Genomic DNA, 19,012 nt, shown 5'->3' on the forward strand with positions numbered 1-19,012 from the left:
AACCGGCCATGCTCACGTTGACATCACGCAGGCCAAACGACCGCCATCCTATGGTGTAGTTGTCCCCGTGCGGCGGACCCCCCAAGCGCGGCCGGTCGTTGAAACCTCCTCGACGGCCGGCCGCGGCAGGTCCACCAAACCGACGGCCCTCCCCTACGCCCCCGAAACGGGGAGGGCCCTTTCGGACCTTTCCGGCGCACCAATGAGCTGAGCTCGTGCGAGCTGCCCCCTCGGCACCCCACCCCTCGCCGGTTAGCACCGGATTAACCCTAACCGCCTAGGATCAAGCTTCGATCGGCGCGCCGTCTGCCGCCGGTTCAGCGTTCCGTTTGTAGAGTGTACCAGACGATGCCGGCACAGCACCTGCTCGAAGACGCCCGTCGAGAGACCGCCCCCGCCATAGCCATCCGCATTCCCGTCCGCCTGATGGGTGCGATCATCCTGGGACTGGTGGCCATCGTCCTGGTGTCCCTCGCCACTTGGTCGGTGGATGACCCAAGTCTTTCCTACGCCTCGGGCGAACCGGCCAGGAACTGGCTCGGCTTCCCCGGCGCGGTCATTGCCGACATGGCGTTCCAGGTGTTCGGCCTCGGCATCCTGACCCTCCTGGTGCCGCCGGCGCTCTGGGGCTGGGGGCTGATTCGCCACCGCGTGCCCAGCCGCATGGCGTTGCGGCTCGCCGCTTGGATCGCCGCGAGCGTGCTGAGCTGCGGCCTGTTCGCCTTCATCGTCGCACCCGAGAGCTGGCCGCTGCCCACCGGGCTGGGCGGCCTTGTCGGGCAGAGCTTTACCAATCTGGCCGTCCTCGCGACCGGCGCCACTCCGCAGCCGGTCACCGCCGTGCTGTTCGCCATCATCATCGCCGCCCCGACCCTGGCCCTGTTCTGGATCGCCATGGGGCTGGGCAAAGTCAGCTTGCCCGAGCTGCCCAAGGGCAAGGCAAAGGGCAAGCCGGCCGCCGCCAAGGGCGCCGCTACGGCCGCCGATGACGACGAGCCTGAGAGCGATTCGATCTTCGACGTGATCCTCGGCTATGCCGTCCATCTGGGCTTTTCCGCCCGCACCGCCCTGCGTCGCGCCCGCGCCGGTATTGCCCAGCGCCGCGCCGCCGAAGCCGAGGCGGAAGCCTGGCGTGGCGACGCCGTAGAGCCGAGCCTTCACGGCCATGCGCCGTCCGCCCCGACGGTTCGCGCCGATCCGGCGCTTGCCGTCGAGCGCCGCTCGATCGTCGACGCGCATGACGAACCGCCATTCGACGACTATCCGCCCGAGCCCGATGACGAGCCCGACATGCCGCGCTGGGAGATGCAGACCCCGCTGCGCGGCCCGATGGCTGCCTCGCGCAGCCCGGCGCCGATGCCGCACGTCCCGGCCGGTCATCAGACGGCACCGGTGGTGTCGCCGCGCGTCGTGGCGCCCGCTCCGCGGCCGCAGCCCGGCATGCGCGCCGCCCGCGAGGCGCAAGGCTCACTCCTCGACGAGCCGCATGGCTTCGAGCTGCCCGAGCTCAGCCTGCTGACCCCGCCCAAGCACAAGGGCGCCAGCCCCGAGCATGCGCCGGAGCGTCTCGAGGCCATGGCGCGCAAGCTCGAATCCGTGCTCGCCGATTTCGGCGTCAAGGGTGACATCATCAATGTCCGCCCCGGCCCCGTCGTCACCCTCTACGAGCTCGAACCCGCGCCCGGCATCAAGTCGAGCCGCGTCATCTCGCTGGCCGACGACATCGCCCGCTCGATGAGCGCCATCTCGGTGCGCGTCGCCGTGGTCCCCGGCCGCAACGCCATCGGTATCGAGCTGCCCAACGAGGTGCGCGAGACCGTGTACCTGCGCGAAATGCTGGCCTCGTCCGACTTCGAGAAGATGAAGGGGAAGCTCCCGATCTGCCTGGGCAAGACCATTGGCGGCGAGCCGATCATCGCCGACCTGGCGCGCATGCCGCATCTGCTCATCGCCGGCACCACCGGCTCGGGCAAGTCGGTGGGCATCAACACCTTCATTCTCAGCCTGCTCTACCAGATGACCCCGGAGCAGTGCAGGCTGATCATGATCGACCCCAAGATGCTGGAACTGTCGATCTATGACGGCATCCCGCACCTCCTGACTCCGGTCGTTACGGACCCATCAAAGGCTGTCGTCGCCCTCAAGTGGGCAGTGCGCGAGATGGAAGACCGCTACCGCAAGATGTCGAAGATCGGGGTGCGCAACATCGATGGCTTCAACCAGCGGGTCAATGAGAGCAAGGCCAAGGGCGAGGTGATCACCCGCACCGTGCAGACCGGCTTCGACCGTGAGACCGGCGAGGCGATCTTCGAGAGCGAGGAGTTCAACCTCGAGCCGCTGCCCTTCATCGTCATCATCATCGACGAGATGGCCGACCTGATGATGGTGGCCGGCAAGGAAATCGAAGGCTCGGTGCAGCGCCTCGCGCAGATGGCTCGCGCCGCCGGCATCCACGTCATCACCGCCACGCAGCGCCCGTCGGTCGACGTCATCACCGGCACCATCAAGGCCAACTTCCCCACCCGCATCTCGTTCATGGTGACGTCCAAGATCGACAGCCGCACCATCCTGGGCGAACAGGGCGCCGAACAGCTGCTCGGCAACGGCGACATGCTCTACATGGCCGGCGGCGGTCGTATCCGGCGCCTGCATGGCCCATTCGTCGCCGACAGCGAAGTCGAGGCGGTGGTCAATCACCTCAAGGCGCAGGGCGCCCCGGACTATCTCGATGCCATCGTCGCCGACGAGGACGAGATGGACGAAGGCGGCATGGCCGCCGGTGGGGGCGGCGACGACTACGGCGGTTCGGGCGACGAGCTCTACGACAAGGCCGTCAACGTCGTGCTGACCGACAAGAAGGTCTCGACCTCCTATATCCAGCGCCGCCTGGCGGTAGGCTACAACAAGGCCGCAACGCTGATCGAACGGATGGAAAAGGAAGGCGTCATCTCCGGCCCCAACCACGCCGGCAAACGCGAAATCCTCGTCGGCAACAACGCCGACGGATACTGAGGCAGCGAGGGCGAAGCGTCGTCCTCGCCCGCTCCCACCCAGCGGATTTGGCCAGGCATCTAGACACAATATTAGTTGCACCTTATATAAGCGTCACCTGATATAGGAGGACGCGAACCATGCCTTTCGATCTCACTGCCCACGTCAACGCCATGTCCCGCTCGGTGCGCAACCTCGAACGCGACGGCAAGCCCGCCAAGGCGGTGGTTGCCAGCCACGTCTACGACACCGACCTCGCCGACCTGTGGGACGCCGTCACCAATCCCGAGCGTCTCCGCCGCTGGTTTTCGCCGGTGACCGGCGAGTTGCGGCTCGGCGGCCGCTATCAGGTCGAGAACAATGCCGGCGGCACCATCACCGAATGCGAACCGCAGCGCCGGATTGCCGCCACCTGGGAGTTCGCCGGCGCCACCAGCTGGATCACCATCACGCTCTCCCCCGATGCCGACGGCGCGCGGCTCCAGCTCGAGCACGTCGCCTTCATCGACCCGCACTGGGACCGCTTTGGCCCGGGCGCCGTCGGGGTCGGCTGGGACCTCGCCTTCATGGGGCTGGCCCGCCACCTCGCCGAACCCGATGCCGACCTGCCGCAGGAAGCGGCCGCCGGCTGGCATGAGCTGCCGGAGGCCAAACAGTTCATCCGCACGGCCAGCGACGGCTGGGGCGTCGCTGCCATCACCGCCGGCGAAAGCCGCGACCAGGCATTGACGGCGGCCGAGGCGACGCGGCAATTCTACACCGGCGAGGCGGCGCCTCCGGAGATGTGATGCACGCGTTCGACGTTCTCGGCGACCCGGTCCGCCGCCGTATCCTTGAGCTGCTCGCCGAGCGCGAGCACGCGTCGGGCGAGGTGGTCGAGGTCATTGCCGCCGAGTTCGGCATCAGCCAGGCAGGCGTCAGCCAGCATCTGAAGGTCCTGCGCGACTCTGGCTTCGCCACGGTTCGGCCCGAGGGCACCCGGCGCGTCTACAGCCTCGATGCCTCGCCGCTGCGCGATATCGACGACTGGCTGGAGCGCTTCCGCGGCTTCTGGACCCACAAGCTCGCGGCGCTGGCCACCGAGATCGCCCGCGGCAAAAGGGATCGCCAAGGGGGCAACAACGAGTCGTGATCGGCAGCTTTCCAGCTGTTGCCGCAATTCCTATCTAGAGGCATGCTCAGCCCGACGCTTCCGGACAGGACTTGCAGTCCCTGCGGTCCGGAAGCGCCAGATCAAAGACCTGGTGCCGCGAGGCGTTTCGACGAAACGGTGAACGGCTCCAGACCATCAAGGGAACGTCACCAGGATGATCCGCCGCACTTTTCTCGCCTTCGCTGCCGTGCTCGCCGCCTTTCCCGCCCTGGCGCAGGAAGCGCGGGCGCTGACTGATGCCGAGCGCGACCTGATCACCCGGATCAACCAGCACAACTCGCAGATCAAGACCATGGTCGGTCGCTTCCTGCAGATCGACACCCGCGGCCAGCGCATCGAGGGCACTTTCTTCCTCGAGCGGCCGGGCAAGATCCTGTTCCGCTACAACCCGCCCTCCTATGAGCAGATCGTCTCGGTCGGCCGCGGCTTCTACGTCGTCGACCGCAAGGAAAAGACTCAATACGCCTATCCGCAGGACAAGGTGCCGCTGCGCCAGTTCCTCGATTCCAACATCGACCTGTTCAAAGCCAACATCGTCGCCGTCGCGCAGTCAGACGACTATTTCTCCGTCACCCTGCAGGACGACACCCCCAAGGGCGTGGTCCGCGTTGCGCTGGTGTTCGATACCGAGAGCCTCGAGATGAAGCAGTGGACGCTCACCGAACCCTCCGGCGCCGAGCTCACTTTCTCGCTCTATGACGTCGAGAAGGACGTGACGATCCCCAAGTCGTACTTCTACATCGACCCGACCTTCCGGGCGAAGTCGGCGCCGCCCGACGCCTGAGGGCGCCGCGCTGTTTCCGGCTTTACGCTCCCTGCCCTGCTCTGCATAAGAGGCGCCTCTCTCACGCGAGGCGCCTTTTCTCCATGCCGACGAGCTTTGCCACCTGGAACATCAACTCGGTCCGCCTGCGGCTGCCGATCGTGCTGGATTTTCTCCGCCAGTACGACCCGGACATCCTGTGCCTGCAGGAGATCAAGTGCCTCAACGACCAGTTCCCGCGCAACGAGTTCGCCGAGGCCGGCTACCCGCATCACGCCGTGCACGGCCAGAAGGGCTACCATGGCGTCGCCATCGTCTCGAAGCACCCGCTGACCGACATTTCGTCGCGCGTCTTCTGCGAGATCGAGGAAAGCCGGCATGTCTCGGCGCTGGTCGATTTCGGCAAGGGGCCGCTGACGGTCCACAATTTCTACATCCCGGCCGGCGGCGACCTCGCCGATCCCGAGCTCAATCCCAAGTTCAAGCACAAGCTGGGCTTCCTCGCCGAGCTCAAGAGCTGGTTCGGCGAGGAGCATTTCAGGGAGCGCCAGCTGATCTGCGGCGACTTCAACATCGCCCCGCTGGAACACGACGTGTGGAGCCACAAGCAGCTGCTCGACGTGGTCAGCCATACGCCGATCGAAACCGAGGCGCTCAACGCGCTGCTCACCGGCGGCCATGGCTGGGTCGATATCGTGCGCAAGTACTTCCCGGCCGAGGAGAAGCTCTATTCGTGGTGGAGCTATCGCGCCAAGGACTGGCAGGCCGCCAACAAGGGGCGACGCCTCGATCACATCTGGGCCACCGCCGACATCGCGGCCCACACCGCCGGGGCCGAGATCGTCAAGCCGGCGCGCGGCTGGAGCGACAAGCCTTCCGACCACGTCCCGGTCATCGCCCGCTTCGCTTAGGAGATCGGCATTTGTCCCGCCAACTCGTCAGTTCCGGCTCCTACCTCGAACCGGTGATCGGCTTTTCCCGCGCCGTGCGGGTGGGAAAGATCGTCATGGTCGGCGGCACGGCGCCGATCCGGGCCGAGGGCGGCACCGCCGCCATCGGCGACGTCTATGGCCAGACCAGACGCTGCCTCGAGATCATCGCCAAGGCCCTTGCCGACGCCGGTTCGCGCCTCGAGCACGTCACCCGCACCCGCATCATCCTCACCGATATTGCCCGGTGGCAGGACGCAGCCCGCGCCCATGCCGAGGCTTTTGGCGACATCCGCCCGGTGACCACGCTGCTGCAGGTCACCGCCTTCGTCGATCCCGACTGGCTGGTCGAGATCGAAGTCGACGCGGTGATCCCGGACTGATTCACGTGGAACAGTATTCCCGGCGCAAACCACCCGCTTCCCTTCTCCCCTCAGGGGAGAAGGTGGCCGAAGGCCGGTTGAGGGGTGAAGCAGCGCCACACGCTGGATGAGCCAGCATGCTGAGAAGCTGAACCCCTCACCCTAGTTCCGCTACGGACCTGAAGGTCCTAGCTGCACTACCCTCTCCCCTCAGGGGAGAGGGGTAATGGCGGCCGCCCTACCCCTTGCCGAAGCGCCCGCGCGAGCCTTCGATGGCGCCGAGATAGCTGGTCAGCTCGCGCCGGATGCGGTCGGCCGCTCGCCCTGCCAAATCCGGATACTGGTTGGCCAGCTTCATGAACGCGGTGCGGGGTACGAACAGCGTTTCCACGGCGTCGATTGCCTTGATGGTCACCGGGCGCGGCTTGGGAATCACCAGCGCCATGACCCCCAGCACCGCGCCGACCTCGTGGATCAGGTAGGGGTTGTTCTCGGCGCCGTCCTGCGTGCTCGACACCGTGCCCGACACCAGCACATGCGCGCCTTCCGGCTGGTCGCCCGATGCATAGATGATGCTGCCCGGCCGGAATTTCTTCCGTTCCGAGGCGAACGCAAGCAATCGCCGCTGCTCGGCGTCGCAGATTTCGAAGAAATCCGCACGTCCTAGAATCGTCGCCGCGTCGTCGAGTTGCATCCCGCCCTATTCCCGGACCGCCGGCCACATTGCGGGCGCCTCAGCGCCCGCTTGTGCCGCGGCCCTCGATATAGAGCATTTCTTGCCGCTGTCAGGAATCCCTTTTGCCGCGTCCGCCCGCGCCGCAAAAGTTATGCACTGGCTGTCCGCCCGGTCTGTCCTTACGGCACCAACCGGTAGCCGCCGTCTTCGGTGACGAGGAGCCGTGCGTTGGATGGGTCCCGCTCGATCTTCTGGCGCAGCCGGTAGATGTGGGTTTCGAGCGTGTGCGTGGTCACCCTGTTGTTGTAGCCCCAAACTTCCTTGAGCAGGATCTCGCGGGTGATCGTCTTGGGGCCCTGGCGATAGAGATATTTGAGGATCGAGGTTTCCTTGTCGGTGAGCCGCACCTTGGCCCCATCAGGCGCCTCGAGCAGCTTGGCCGCCGGCTGGAAGCTGTAGGGCCCGATGGTGAACACCACGTCCTCGCTCTGGTCATGCTGGCGCAGCGACGCACGGATGCGCGCCAGCAGTACCGAGAAGCGGAACGGTTTGGTGACATAGTCGTTAGCTCCGGACTCGAGACCAAGAATCTCGTCGGAATCGCTGTCCTGTGCAGTCAACATGATGATCGGGCTCTTGAACCCTTCGCGCCGCAGAATCTTCACCGCCTCGCGCCCGTCCATGTCTGGCAGGCCGACATCGAGCAACATCAGGTCGACATGCGCCCCGCGGACCTTGCCCAGCGCATCGGACGCCGACTCGGCCTCCACCAGATCGAACTCGCGATAATGCGTCAGCTGATCGATCAAGGTCTTCCGCAGGTCGGCATCGTCGTCGACAATCAGGATGCGCCGTCTGTTCATGTTTTTACCCCAAGCCAATGGCTTCAATTCGTGAGTTATTGCCGGGCCTGGTGACCCGCCAATCAAAACGACGTGAGACCGCCGTGAGACAAGAAACGTGATTTGACACCGTTTGGTTTCATCTCTTCGCCACTCTTATCGGCGCGATCCTGACGGGAAGCTGACAATTTGCTGACAGTCGTGGCGGCAACTTGGCGATCCCACGCAGGGACCGGCTCACCATCATCGACGTTGACAGCCATCTCACACCCGCCTATCAATGCGTTGGTTTAACGTAAAACCATCGCTCCCTCGCCGAACGATGGCACCCCAAGAATCGTCGCGTGGCACCATGAGCGCCCAGGTTTAACGCAAAACCAAGGGAGGACTGCAGGTTGGCACGGGCCACGATCAAGGACATTGCGCTGGCCGCAAACGTCTCGCCGATGACGGTTTCCAACGTCATCAACGGCCGCCGCGCCAAGGCGTCGGACGAGACCGTCGAACGCATCATGGCGGCGGTGAAAGCGCTCGGTTACCGCCCCAACATGAGCGCCCGCAGCTTGGTCTCCAACGCCTCGCGCATGGTCGGGGTGATCATCCCGTTCACCGAGAACCAGAACCAGCTGCTGCTCGACAACCCGTTCTATGCCGAAATGATCTCCGGCATCGAAAGCGCGCTGCGCGCCAACGGCTACTACATGATGCTGACGGGCGTCGGAGAGGGCGGCGCCCAGCTCGACACCCTCTCACACTGGAACATGGATGCGCTGATCGTCCTCGGCGTCTATCGCGAGGCGCTGTACGAGCGGCTGCGCGAACTCGCGCTGCCCACCCTGCTGATCGACAGCTATATCGACGACCCCCGCTTCTACCGGCTCGGCGTCAATGACGAGGCGGCTGCATACCGCGCCACCAGGTACCTCATCGACAACGGGCATTCGGGCGTCGCGCTGGTGACCGGGGTGATCCGCACCGACGGCGTCATCGAGCGCCGGGTCGACGGCTACAAGCGGGCGCTCCGCGAAGCCGGAATCGGCTTTGATCCCGCCCGCATCCTCTCGGGCTCCGTTACCTTCGACTGGGGTGCCGAGGCCGCCGAGCGGCTGGTGGCGCTCCCGCACACCACCGCCGCCTTCTGCACCGCCGACCTGATTGCCGCCGGCCTGCTTGCCGGACTGCATCGGCTGGGACGGCGCATCCCCGAGGACTATTCGGTGATGGGCTTCGATAATCTGTCGATCTCGCGCATGGTCTATCCGGCGCTCACCACCATGGATCAGTCGATCCTCGGCAAGGGCCAGCTCGCCGGCCGGCTGATCAGCGCCATCCTCAACAAGGCCGACGCCCCGCGCGACAGTGTCGTCGACGTCGCCATCGTCGAACGTGACAGCGTCAGCCGGCGGGAAACGAGATGAGCTGCCAGATCAACTGCACTGCCCCCCTCCCCCTTGAGGGGAGGGGTGGGGGGTGGGGGTCCATCAGTGGACCACTGCACCACCCCCACCCTCATTCCCTCCCCTCAAGGGGGAGGGAGGCGAAAGCTGATGGGCTGGGGAGCCCGTCATGAGCCCCGCCGCCGATCCCTCCAAATACGTCGCTCTCGCCGTGCTGCTGCTCCCCAGCCTCGCCGGCATGGTGGTGTTCCTGATGGCGCCCGTGCTGTCTTCGCTGGTGCTCAGCTTCTCGCAGTGGGACCTGATCGGCGAAATCCACTGGGTCGGCCTCGACAACTACCTCACCGCGCTCGCCGATCCAGCCGTGCTCGGGGCACTGCGCAACACCCTCGGCTTCATCCTCGGCTACCTGCCCTCGGTGGTGCTGGTCGCGCTCGGTCTCGCTTTGCTGCTCAATCGCCGCATCCGCGGGCGCGTGGTGTTCCGCGCCATCTACTTCGTCCCGGTGGTCACCTCATGGGTCGCGGTTTCGCTGATCTGGAAATGGCTGCTCAACCCGCAATACGGGCTGATCAACTTCGCGCTCGGTGCCTTCGGCATCAAGGGCCCCGGCTGGCTGTTCGATCCGGCCTGGGCGATGACCGGCGTCATCCTCACCTCGGTATGGAAGGATATCGGCTTCGTCACGGTGATCTATCTGGCCGGCCTGCAGGACATCCCCGAGCCGCTTTACGAAGCCGCCGCCCTCGACGGCGCCACGGCATGGCAGCGCTTCTGGTCGATCACCTTCCCGATGCTGGCGCCGACCACCTTCTTCGTCACCACCATCTCGCTGATCTCGTCGTTCCAGGTGTTCGACCAGGTCTGGATCATGACCCAGGGCGGCCCCGCCGGCGCCACCTCGGTGATGGTGGAGCTGATCTACAAGAACGCCTTCAGCTACTACAAGATGGGCTACGCCTCGGCGATTTCCTGGGTGCTGTTCGCCCTGATCTTCGCGGTCACCATCGCGCAGAACCTGTTGCAGAAGAAGCTGGATCGGTCCGATGGCTGATCTTCACCTCAGCAGCAAGGCCCCCTCACCCGGTCCTTCGGACCGACCTCTCCCCCCAGGGAGAGGTGAGCGGGGGCACGATCTTGCCACATCGGCACCTCTCCCTGGGGGGAGAGGTCGGCGCACAGCGCCGGGTGAGGGGGCCTTCCCGGTATCGCAGCGAAAACTCCGCCTCGCCGACCTCGCCACCTATGCCATCCTCCTCGTCGGGGCGGGTATCATGCTGCTGCCCTTCGCCTGGATGCTCTCGACGTCGCTGAAGACCGCCGGCGCCACCTTCGTCACCCCGCCGAACTGGCTGCCCGACCCGGCGACGCTCGATAACTACGCCAAGGTGTTCGACAGCGCCCCGGTCGGCCGATTCCTGTTCAACTCGATTGTCGTTTCGGTCACCTCGACCGCCCTGATGGTGCTGTTCTGCGCCATGAGCGGCTACGCCTTCGCGCGCATTCCGTTCCGCGGCCGCACCGTGCTGTTCTACGCCTATCTGGCGACGCTGATGATCCCGCAGCAGGTGACCCTCACCCCGCTCTTCATCATCATGAACTGGCTGGGCTGGACCAATTCCTACCAGGCGCTGATCCTGCCCTCGAGCTTCGGCGCCTTCGGCACCTTCCTGCTCCGGCAGTTCTTCCTCAGGCTCCCCAGGGAGATCGAGGAAGCCGCCTTCATCGATGGCGCCGGCTACGTGAGGATCTTTTTCACCATCGCCATCCACCTGGCGCGCCCGGCGCTCGCCACCCTCGCGGTGTTCGCCTTCATGGCCAGCTGGAACAGCTTCTTGTGGCCGCTGATCATCACCACCGACGCCTCGATGATGACCCTGCCGCTGGGGCTGAGCGCCCTGCAGGGGCGCTGGACCACCGACTGGAACGTGCTGATGGCCGGCGCGGTGATCGCCACGCTGCCGATCATCGCCGTCTACGTCTTCGCCCAACGCTTCATCATCAAGGGCCTGTCCCATACCGGGCTCAAGTAACGACAACGGTCTCAAGGAGGAGAACAGACCATGTTGCGCAGGACTTTCACCGGGCTGCTGCTTGCCACGGCCCTCGTCACCACCCCGGCGCTCGCCGAGGACGTGACCATAAAATACATGACCTTCTCGGCCGCGCCGAACTACCTGAAGGAACTGGACGCCACCATTGCCGCCTTCGAGGCTGAACATCCCGGCATCAAGGTCACCTACGAGACCGCCGCCTGGGATGCCTACTTCACCAAGCTGCAGACCCTCGTTGCGGCGAAGCAGGCCCCCGACGCCTTCGAGCTCAACTTCGAGAATTTCGTCACCTATGCGCAAAAGGGCGCGCTGGCCGACCTCACTCCGCTGATCGCGGCCGACGCCGGCTTCTCGACCTCGGTCTACAACCCGACGGCACTCGCCGCTTTCGCCGAGGATGGCAAGCAGTACGGCCTGGTCGAGAGCTTCTCCAACGTCGTGCTGTTCTACAACAAGGACCTGTTCGATGCGGCCGGCGTCGCCTACCCGACCGCCGACTGGACCTGGAAGGAAGAGCTCGAGGCGGCCCAGAAGCTGACCGATCCGGCCAAGGGCATATGGGGCGATTTCGCCCCGATCCAGTTCTGGGAATTCTATAAGACCATCGCCCAGAACGGCGGCTCGATCCTCTCGCCCGACAAGAAGAGCGTCACCATCGACAGCCCGCAGAATATCGAGACGCTGACCTGGATGATCGACAAGGTGAACACCTACAAGGTCACCCCGTCGGACGTCGAAATGGCCGGTCAATCCTCGGAAGACCTGTTCAAGGCGGGCAAGATCGCCATGCTTCGCACCGGCATCTGGCTGCTCGGCGATTTCGCCCAGAATGCCAAGTTCAACTGGGACATTGCGCTCGAACCGGGCAAGACCAACAAGGCGCACCACTTCTTTGCCAATGGCGTCGCCGTGTCGGCCAACAGCGCCCACCCGGCCGAAGCCTACCAGTGGATCAAGTTCCTGACCTCGTCCAAAGCCGCGGTCGACCTGCGCATCGCCGCCGGCTGGGAACTGCCCGCCGTCGCCGACCCGGCCGCGGTGCAGGGTTATCTCGACCAGCCGGTACCCGAGAGCCGTGAAGTGGTGTTCCAGGCGCTCGACACCGCGGTGGTGCCGCCGGTGATCGGCAACTGGAACCAGTTGACCGACGCCGTCGGCAAGGAACTCGAAGCCGCCAAGCTCGGCCAGAAGACGCCCGAACAGGCGCTGAAGGACGCCAGGACGGCGATCGAGGGGCTGCTGTAAGGGCGCTGAACGCCGGCAGACGGCCCCCTCCCATCCTCCCCCATGAAGGGGGAGGTGCCTGCCGGCGTGTCCGGCACGATTGTGCCATAGCCTCGACTCTTCACCTCCCCCCTTGTGGGGGAGGCCGGGAGGGGGCCGTCTCTATCGGTCGGCACTCGTTCCCACACCAATTGCCTCCCAAAGGGCAAGCCCGGGAGCCTCGGAACTCTCGGCCACTTTTACGGAACCTCAGATGACCGCCGATACCCGCGAACCCGCTCTCGCAACCCGCCATCCCTGGTTCCTCGAGCTCTATGCCGAGCTGCTGCGCAATCCGGCTGCAGTCGCCCCGCAGATCGTCGCTCGCCTCGGCGCAGCAGATCCCACCGAGCCGGTCGAAGCCGCGCTTGCCCTCTACCTGGCCGCGCTCACCGGCGACCGCGCTCTGCTCGGCTCGGCCAATGCGGTGGCGCTCCGCGCGGCCGTCTGCACGCGCCTCGAACGCGAGCTCACCCCCAACCAGAACCATTTTACCGACACGTGGGTCGTGGCGCTGTGGGCCGCGGCGCTGCGCGAAGCCAACCACCTGATGCGCGACGAGAGCACGACGCGTCTGGTCGGTCGGGTGAAGAACCACGTCTATGCCAACCATGTGCGGCTGGGCGCCCTGATGTCGTCGTCCGACAGGGCGACACTGGAGTTCGACGTGCTGCTCGCCGCGGTGCCGTTCGGGTTGTTCGACTGCGAGGACCTGGTGCTGGTCGATGCGGTCCGCACGCTCACCAGCGCCGAGCGCCTCGCGAGCGCCACCCCGGCCGATCGCCAGCTGCTCGCCTGGTACTACGCCGAGCAGGGCAGCTACGCCAAAAGCCGAAAACTGCTCGCCGACACCCCGGCGCCCATCGTCGCACAACGTCTCACAACGCTGGGTCAGCTCGAAACCCGCTTCATCCGCCACGCCCCCGAGGGCAACGGCAACCGCTACGAGCCGCTGCTCGAGGAGCGCTTTCCCAAACTCGTCACCCCTAGTGACGAGGTCATCGTCCGGGCCCAGGCGTCGCCGCTCTCGGCCGACGAACCGCTGGAGCTCGTGGTCGGCGGCGCCACCGTTGCCGGCAGCTTTCGGGGTGACTGCTGGGAGTTCACCCTCCCCCGCACTCCGGCCGGATCTGAGGTCGCGTATCGCATCCGCTTCGTGGCTCATCCCGAAGTCGTCGTGGGCCCGTTTGCCTATGAGACGCTGCGCCGCCGCCGCTTGGGATGCGACCCGGTGCAGGTCAGCGTTGCGGACGGCCGTATCGACATCGTTCCAGGCACCGGCGACGTCATGCTGCCGCTGCAACTGGGCCCCGCCACCCTCACTGACGTCTCCTGGCTCGAGGCCGGCGACGGCACCATCCGCGAGATTTCCGCCACCCTGACCCACCCGCCCTGCGGCTGGTACGGCTTCGGCGAGCGCTATAACGCGCTCAACCAGGCCGGCAATCGCGTCGATCAGTTCGTCTACAACCAGTACAAGGAACAGGGGTTGAGGACCTATATGCCGATGCCGGTCGGCTACACCGACGCCGGCTTCGGCCTCCATCTCGCTACCGACGCCTATTCCTGGTTCGATCTCGCCGTTTCGGGGGAAACCAGGTTCGGCGTCGAAGCCGACCACCTTGCGATCGACCTGCTGACCGGAACCGTCGCCCAGCAGGTCAGCCAGTTCATGGCGCTGACCGGCGACCCCGAACCGGTGCCCGCCTGGGCGCTCGGCCCCTGGATGTCCTCGAACAACTGGGACAGCGAAGCCGAGGTGCGAAAGCAGGTCGCCTTGACCCGCGAGCACGACATTCCCGCCACCGTGCTGGTGATCGAGGCCTGGTCCGACGAAGCCACCTTCTACATCTTCAACGACGCGCAATATGCCGAGAAACCCGGTGCCGAGGCCTTCACCTATGGCGACTTCGGCTTCCCCGCCTGGGGCCGCTGGCCTGACCCGAAGGGCCTCGCGGCGCATCTGCACGACAACGCCCTGCGGCTGATCCTGTGGCAGATCCCGATCATCAAGCAGTCTCCGGCGCTGAAGCACCTGCAGAAGCGCAATGACGAAAGTCACTTCTTCGCTGAAGGGTTTGGCGTGAAACACCCCGACGGCACGCCGCTGCGGCTGCCCGAGGGCTGGTTCAAGGACAGCCTGCTGCTGGATTTCAGCAATCCTGCCGCCCGCGACTGGTGGTTTTCGAAGCGCCAGTATCTGATCGACGAGCTCCGCGTCGACGGCTTCAAGACCGATGGCGGCGAGATGGTCTGGGGCAAGGACCTGGTTTTCGCCGATGGCCGCACCGGGCTCGAGCACCGCAATGCCTATCCGCGCGACTACATCTCGGCCTATTACCGCTTCGCCCGGCAGAATGGCGGCATCTGCTTCTCGCGCGCCGGCTACACCGGCGCCCAGACCTTTCCGGCCCATTGGGCCGGCGACGAGCGCTCCACCTGGGATGCCTTCAAGCGCTCGATCCTCGCCGGCCTCTCTGCCGGCATGTCGGGGGTGATCTTCTGGGGCTGGGACCTTGGCGGCTTCTCCGGCGAAGTGCCGAGCGCCGAACTCTATGTGCGCTCGGCCGCCATGGCCTGCTTTTGCCCAATCATGCAGTACCACGCCGAGAGCAAGGCCGAGTTCAACCAGGACCGCACGCCATGGAACATCGCCGAGCGCTCCGGCGATCAGCGCGCCCTGACCGGTTACCGCTTCTACGCAAACCTCCGCATGTCGCTCATGCCCTACCTCCGGCGCGAGGCCGCCTGGTGCGTCGCGGAAAAACAGCCGCTGATGCGCGCCATGCTGCTCGATTTCGGGACCGATAGCCGCGCTGTGCCGCTCTGGGACCAGTACATGTTCGGCCGTGACCTGCTCGTCGCTCCGATCATCCGCGAAGGCGAGGTCGCACGGCAGGTCTACCTTCCCGAGGGGCGCTGGTGGCACCTGTTCCACAACCGCTGGTACGAGGGCGGCGAGACCCGCCGGGTCGACGCTCCCTTCGAGCAGATCCCGGTCTTCCTCCGCGCCGGTGCCGTCCTGCCGCTCGCCTTCCACCGGCAAACCCGGCTCGGCGCCGCCATGCCTTCCGACATCGATGCGGCGGAAATCTCGGTCCTCCTCGTCGCCGGCCTCGAACCCGGCACGCGGCACTACGAGGACGATCTCGAGATCGATATCTTCGGCGACGTCGTGCGCGTCGCCGCCAGCCGCCCGCGTTCGCTGACGCTGGTCTTCACCGATCCGCCCGCCCGCCTCGAGGTCAACGGCATCGCCCTGCCCGCCGGAACGCTCGATCTTTCGGGCACCGAACTGACCATGTTCGAGCTGTCGGCGGGTGATCACCCAAGCTACCCCCGCACCGGACTGCTATGACGCCATAGCAACTCGGTCCGAGCGAAGGCGCACTTACGAGAACATCTCCCGATCCTTGATCCGCCGCGCATCGGTGTAGTCCCGAACCCACCACGCATCCTCGCCGGCAGCCGGCGGCAGTTTCAGCTTCAGCTCGGTGCCGGCAGCCTTGGCTTCCTTCTGGGCGATGCGGAAATGGTAGTGGTCGAACATCCTGAGCGCCTCGACCATGTAGGACACGGCGATCCGCCGGTCGCGCGCCAGGATCAGGTTCTCGCCATTAGTCTGGTCGGCGGCGATCGAGAAGTTGTAGGAGCCGAGATAGACACGTGCGGTCGGCTTGTCGAAGTCGATCACCACGAACTTGTGGTGCATGCGATTGCCGCCGCCGCCGACCGGCTCCGCCTTGAAGGGCGCCGGGGTCTTGCCCTTCAGCAACGCGGTCGGAAACACTGCCGGCGGATTGCCATCCGGCTTCTGCACATCGAGCCCGCCGACCTTCTTGTCCGAAATGCCGTAGACGAAGCGCTTGTCGTTGTCGCGGACCCGCCCGACCGCATCGCGGATCACCCCCGGCGTCTGCCACAGGAAGGCCAGCGAGAACAGCAGGCTCGATTTGGTGCTGTCGATATCGTCGGCGATCCGGCCGAGCTGGGCGTTGCCCGGCGCATGCGGCGAGAACGTCGCCTTCACGTCGACGCCGGCAATCCCAAGATCACGCCATTCGGCCGACCGGCTGTTGGCGAACCCAGCCTCCGTCCAGAAATCCTCGAAGGCCTCGCGGAACACCTGCACCGGCGCCGGGCCGGCAAAGATCATGGCGTTGTTCGACTGCACATAGAAGCCGCGCCAGCTGAAATTGGTCGACCCGCCGATCGCCTTCTTCACCTGGTTGCCATCTACGACGATCATCTTGTTGTGCTGCAGCTTGCCCATGCTCTGCCGCTTGACGTTCGCGGCCCCCGCCGAGGCTGTGAGGATCGCGGCTGACTGGCTCTCGCCCGAGTGGGCGTCACCATGGTCGCCATCGTCGTCGATGATGATCTTGAGCCGGTCACCCAGTTGCCGGAGCTTGTCGACGAACCCCTTCTCGCTCTGGTCGTAGGCCACGACGTACACCCTGGCGGTGGGGTCGGCGATCGCTTCGTCAAGCGTCTCATAGATGGCGTGTCGCGCCTCGAACCCCATCCAGTTGAGCGCATCCCGGGTTTTCGGATGCGTCGGCGTGAAGGTGAGGCCGTCGTCGGCGTTCTCGGGCAAGAGCGTCGAGATCGGCCCGTGTCTCTCATAGCGATCGACAAAGGCCTGCGACGAGACGAAGCCGCGCGTGTAGGCGACGTTCAGCAGGCCTGGATAGGTGTCCCGCCTCAGCTCGATATCGGCGGTCTGCGGCGCGCCGTAGCTCAGTTGCCCGCCATCATCCATGAAGACCGGCGTCACCATGTAGGTGTAAGCGCCGGGGAGCTCCGCCGTGAACGGGAAGTGCACCCAGCGGAACTTCTGGATCGGCGACAGCCGCGACGACAGCGTGTTGGGGTTCAACGCCCCATTCAGCCCGGGAAAGGCGATACGGTTGTGTACCGCGAGGAACCGCGTGCCACCAGGCACGCGATACTCGATCGCGAAGCCAACGAAATCGTTGGGGGGCTGCCCGTTGCGCCAGTTCATCGCCAGCAGCGCCATACCGTCGCCGCGGTGCACCTTCAGCGTAAATGGCGCCGCTGCGTTCTTGCCCCTGACCTGAAACTCTCCAGCCATTCGATTGCCCCCAAGCACAAGTGAGCGGCCACCACCATGGCGGACGCACCTCCCGGACGAAGGCGGTTGAAACCAAGTATTTGTAGATGTGTTCAGGCTATCACGAAGTCGTTTCGACGAGAAGGGCCGTCACGAAAGCTTCGCGCTGAAACCGCGTCAGGCAAACAGCAAAGTATTCACCGGAAAATTATTAGGTCGCTGAGGTCCGATCAAGGGTACTATGACGTCATAGGAGGGAGGGGCCAGGCCGCTTCTGTCGCGGCAACGCAGCCAGAATGGTACCAAGAGTCGCGAGATCCAGCCCTTGCCGCGCCGCCGTGCCGGCGATGATCGCCACGAGGAACGGCCGGCTACCGACGATATCCTCGATGGTGCCGGCTTTGAGGGCCGCGAGCGTTGCCTCGCGTCCGGCAGCCTCGTCGAGCACCGCCAGACCATCGGCGAGCCGCAGGCACTGGGCCAACGGCGTCGTGCTCTCGACCCCGGCGCGATGGTCATGCGCCGCGATTGCCGCGAGCGCCTCGGGCGGCAGGCGGCCCTGCAGCCATTCCGCCGCCATCATGCCATGCCGGCGCCAATCGCCTGCGACGGCGAAATAGTCGAGATCGTGCAGCAGCCCGACGAGCCGCCACAGCCCCGCATCGGCGCCGAGCTCGACCGCCAGTCGTTGCAGCAGCAGCCCGACAAAGCGCGCATGGGCGGCCCTGGGGCTGTTGCCCAGCCGTGCGGCCACCAACTGCTCCGCCTCGGCAAGGCCGAGCCGGCAGGCACTCATCCCCGATGCCCGAACAGCGCGCTGCCGATCCGCACATGCGTCGCACCCATGGCGATCGCCGTCTCGAAGTCGCTGCTCATGCCCATCGACAGCTTTTCGACCCCGGCATCGCGGGCCAGCGACGCCAGATGGGCGAAATACGGCCCGGCCGGGTCGCCCTCGGGCGGAATGCACATCAGTCCGACCACGTCGAGGCCATGGAGGTCCTTGCAGCGTCCCACGAACGCCGCCGCGTCCGAAGGCGCGACGCCGGCCTTCTGCTCCTCGAGCCCGATATTGACCTGTACGAAGACCGGCAGGCGCTTGCCGGCGCGCTTCATCTCCTCGGCGAGGATCCCCGCCAGCTTGTCGCGGTCGACGGTCTGGATCACGTCGAACAGCGCCACCGCCTCGCGGGCCTTGTTGGTCTGCAGCGGGCCGATCAGGTGCAATTCTATGCCATCATAGGACGCCCGGAGCTCCGGCCATTTTTCCTTGGCCTCCTGCACCCGGTTCTCACCGAACATGCGTTGGCCGGCGTCAAGAAACGGCCGGATTGCTGCGGCATCGAAGGTCTTGGACACCGCGACCAGTTCTACCCGGTCCGGCGGCGGGCCGAAGCGCCGATGCGCCCGCTCGATCCGGGCGCGGATGATTTCGAGACTTTCCGGGGCGTTCTGCATGGCCCTCTCTGTTGACCGGTTAACGGAATTCTGATGAAGGTCCGGTAGCC

Annotated in this window: 17 protein-coding genes; 11 read left to right on the forward strand and 6 right to left on the reverse strand. The window is 65.5% G+C overall.

Annotated elements, in window-relative coordinates:
• Nucleotides 1-348: 348 nt before the first annotated feature.
• The 6 genes from APS40_RS10650 (at nt 349) to APS40_RS10675 (ending at nt 6,219) form a co-directional block, all read left to right on the forward strand.
• A complete protein-coding gene (locus APS40_RS10650) occupies nt 349-3,012 on the forward strand; it encodes a DNA translocase FtsK (RefSeq protein ID WP_082434331.1) in 2,664 nt (887 codons plus the stop codon).
• A 119-nt stretch (nt 3,013-3,131) separates the two neighbouring features.
• Nucleotides 3,132-3,779: an SRPBCC family protein gene (locus APS40_RS10655; RefSeq protein ID WP_197279476.1), complete on the forward strand. Its 648-nt coding sequence runs from the start codon at nt 3,132-3,134 to the stop codon at nt 3,777-3,779.
• Nucleotides 3,779-4,123: an ArsR/SmtB family transcription factor gene (locus tag APS40_RS10660; RefSeq protein ID WP_055047025.1), complete on the forward strand. Its 345-nt coding sequence runs from the start codon at nt 3,779-3,781 to the stop codon at nt 4,121-4,123. The genes APS40_RS10655 and APS40_RS10660 overlap by 1 nt, the downstream gene beginning before the upstream one ends.
• Nucleotides 4,124-4,298: 175 nt before the next feature.
• The gene (locus APS40_RS10665) at nt 4,299-4,928 is read left to right on the forward strand and encodes a LolA family protein (RefSeq protein WP_055047026.1); all 630 of its coding nucleotides are present in this window, start codon (nt 4,299-4,301) and stop codon (nt 4,926-4,928) included.
• 83 nt (nt 4,929-5,011) lie between these two features.
• A complete protein-coding gene (xth, locus tag APS40_RS10670) occupies nt 5,012-5,818 on the forward strand; it encodes an exodeoxyribonuclease III (RefSeq protein ID WP_055047027.1) in 807 nt (268 codons plus the stop codon).
• A gap of 11 nt (nt 5,819-5,829) precedes the next feature.
• Nucleotides 5,830-6,219, forward strand: coding sequence for a RidA family protein (locus APS40_RS10675; protein WP_055047028.1), 390 nt, complete (start codon nt 5,830-5,832; stop codon nt 6,217-6,219).
• Nucleotides 6,220-6,436: 217 nt separating this feature from the next.
• Here APS40_RS10675 and APS40_RS10680 read toward each other — a convergent pair whose 3' ends face one another.
• From APS40_RS10680 to APS40_RS24875, 3 genes are all read right to left on the reverse strand, one after another.
• Nucleotides 6,437-6,892 (reverse strand): cyclic nucleotide-binding domain-containing protein, encoded by a 456-nt coding sequence (locus APS40_RS10680; RefSeq protein WP_055047029.1) that lies wholly within the window; start codon nt 6,890-6,892, stop codon nt 6,437-6,439.
• A gap of 161 nt (nt 6,893-7,053) precedes the next feature.
• A complete protein-coding gene (locus APS40_RS10685; RefSeq protein WP_055047030.1) occupies nt 7,054-7,737 on the reverse strand; it encodes a response regulator transcription factor in 684 nt (227 codons plus the stop codon).
• A gap of 62 nt (nt 7,738-7,799) precedes the next feature.
• On the reverse strand, nt 7,800-7,979 hold the full coding sequence (locus APS40_RS24875) for a hypothetical protein (protein WP_156342905.1): 180 nt from the start codon (nt 7,977-7,979) through the stop codon (nt 7,800-7,802).
• 132 nt (nt 7,980-8,111) lie between these two features.
• Between APS40_RS24875 and APS40_RS10690 the strand changes: the two genes are divergently transcribed.
• The 5 genes from APS40_RS10690 (at nt 8,112) to APS40_RS10710 (ending at nt 15,788) form a co-directional block, all read left to right on the forward strand.
• Nucleotides 8,112-9,134, forward strand: coding sequence for a LacI family DNA-binding transcriptional regulator (locus tag APS40_RS10690; RefSeq protein ID WP_055047031.1), 1,023 nt, complete (start codon nt 8,112-8,114; stop codon nt 9,132-9,134).
• Nucleotides 9,135-9,282: 148 nt separating this feature from the next.
• Nucleotides 9,283-10,167, forward strand: coding sequence for a carbohydrate ABC transporter permease (locus tag APS40_RS10695; RefSeq protein ID WP_055047032.1), 885 nt, complete (start codon nt 9,283-9,285; stop codon nt 10,165-10,167).
• Nucleotides 10,168-10,387: 220 nt separating this feature from the next.
• Nucleotides 10,388-11,146, forward strand: coding sequence for a carbohydrate ABC transporter permease (locus APS40_RS10700; RefSeq protein WP_082434332.1), 759 nt, complete (start codon nt 10,388-10,390; stop codon nt 11,144-11,146).
• 30 nt (nt 11,147-11,176) lie between these two features.
• A complete protein-coding gene (locus APS40_RS10705) occupies nt 11,177-12,412 on the forward strand; it encodes an ABC transporter substrate-binding protein (RefSeq protein ID WP_055047033.1) in 1,236 nt (411 codons plus the stop codon).
• Between the two features lie 232 nt (nt 12,413-12,644).
• Nucleotides 12,645-15,788, forward strand: coding sequence for a glycoside hydrolase family 31 protein (locus APS40_RS10710; RefSeq protein WP_055047034.1), 3,144 nt, complete (start codon nt 12,645-12,647; stop codon nt 15,786-15,788).
• Between the two features lie 33 nt (nt 15,789-15,821).
• Here APS40_RS10710 and APS40_RS10715 read toward each other — a convergent pair whose 3' ends face one another.
• The 3 genes from APS40_RS10715 to APS40_RS10725 all read right to left on the reverse strand — a co-directional run bounded on the left by APS40_RS10715 (nt 15,822) and on the right by APS40_RS10725 (nt 18,962).
• On the reverse strand, nt 15,822-17,525 hold the full coding sequence (locus APS40_RS10715) for a phospholipase D-like domain-containing protein (RefSeq protein WP_055047035.1): 1,704 nt from the start codon (nt 17,523-17,525) through the stop codon (nt 15,822-15,824).
• A gap of 226 nt (nt 17,526-17,751) precedes the next feature.
• Nucleotides 17,752-18,300 carry an HD domain-containing protein gene (locus tag APS40_RS10720; RefSeq protein ID WP_055047036.1) on the reverse strand — a complete coding sequence of 183 codons (549 nt, stop codon included), beginning with the start codon at nt 18,298-18,300 and terminating at the stop codon, nt 17,752-17,754.
• Entirely contained in the window at nt 18,297-18,962 is a 666-nt protein-coding gene (locus APS40_RS10725; RefSeq protein ID WP_055047037.1) for a YggS family pyridoxal phosphate-dependent enzyme, read from the reverse strand. The genes APS40_RS10720 and APS40_RS10725 overlap by 4 nt, the downstream gene beginning before the upstream one ends.
• Between the last annotated feature and the right edge of the window lie 50 nt (nt 18,963-19,012).

This window comes from Devosia sp. A16 (genome assembly GCF_001402915.1).
GTDB lineage: Bacteria > Pseudomonadota > Alphaproteobacteria > Rhizobiales > Devosiaceae > Devosia_A.

What these genes read in the sequence shown, in the direction of transcription:
- APS40_RS10650 (WP_082434331.1), top strand. Translation starts at nt 349, where the DNA reads ATGCCGGCACAGCACCTGCTCGAAGACGCCCGTCGAGAGACCGCCCCC.
- APS40_RS10655 (WP_197279476.1), top strand. Translation starts at nt 3,132, where the DNA reads ATGCCTTTCGATCTCACTGCCCACGTCAACGCCATGTCCCGCTCGGTG.
- APS40_RS10660 (WP_055047025.1), top strand. Translation starts at nt 3,779, where the DNA reads ATGCACGCGTTCGACGTTCTCGGCGACCCGGTCCGCCGCCGTATCCTT.
- APS40_RS10665 (WP_055047026.1), top strand. Translation starts at nt 4,299, where the DNA reads ATGATCCGCCGCACTTTTCTCGCCTTCGCTGCCGTGCTCGCCGCCTTT.
- xth (WP_055047027.1), top strand. Translation starts at nt 5,012, where the DNA reads ATGCCGACGAGCTTTGCCACCTGGAACATCAACTCGGTCCGCCTGCGG.
- APS40_RS10680 (WP_055047029.1), bottom strand. Translation starts at nt 6,892, where the DNA reads ATGCAACTCGACGACGCGGCGACGATTCTAGGACGTGCGGATTTCTTC.
- APS40_RS10685 (WP_055047030.1), bottom strand. Translation starts at nt 7,737, where the DNA reads ATGAACAGACGGCGCATCCTGATTGTCGACGACGATGCCGACCTGCGG.
- APS40_RS24875 (WP_156342905.1), bottom strand. Translation starts at nt 7,979, where the DNA reads ATGGCTGTCAACGTCGATGATGGTGAGCCGGTCCCTGCGTGGGATCGC.
- APS40_RS10695 (WP_055047032.1), top strand. Translation starts at nt 9,283, where the DNA reads ATGAGCCCCGCCGCCGATCCCTCCAAATACGTCGCTCTCGCCGTGCTG.
- APS40_RS10700 (WP_082434332.1), top strand. Translation starts at nt 10,388, where the DNA reads ATGCTGCTGCCCTTCGCCTGGATGCTCTCGACGTCGCTGAAGACCGCC.
- APS40_RS10705 (WP_055047033.1), top strand. Translation starts at nt 11,177, where the DNA reads ATGTTGCGCAGGACTTTCACCGGGCTGCTGCTTGCCACGGCCCTCGTC.
- APS40_RS10710 (WP_055047034.1), top strand. Translation starts at nt 12,645, where the DNA reads ATGACCGCCGATACCCGCGAACCCGCTCTCGCAACCCGCCATCCCTGG.
- APS40_RS10715 (WP_055047035.1), bottom strand. Translation starts at nt 17,525, where the DNA reads ATGGCTGGAGAGTTTCAGGTCAGGGGCAAGAACGCAGCGGCGCCATTT.
- APS40_RS10720 (WP_055047036.1), bottom strand. Translation starts at nt 18,300, where the DNA reads ATGAGTGCCTGCCGGCTCGGCCTTGCCGAGGCGGAGCAGTTGGTGGCC.
- APS40_RS10725 (WP_055047037.1), bottom strand. Translation starts at nt 18,962, where the DNA reads ATGCAGAACGCCCCGGAAAGTCTCGAAATCATCCGCGCCCGGATCGAG.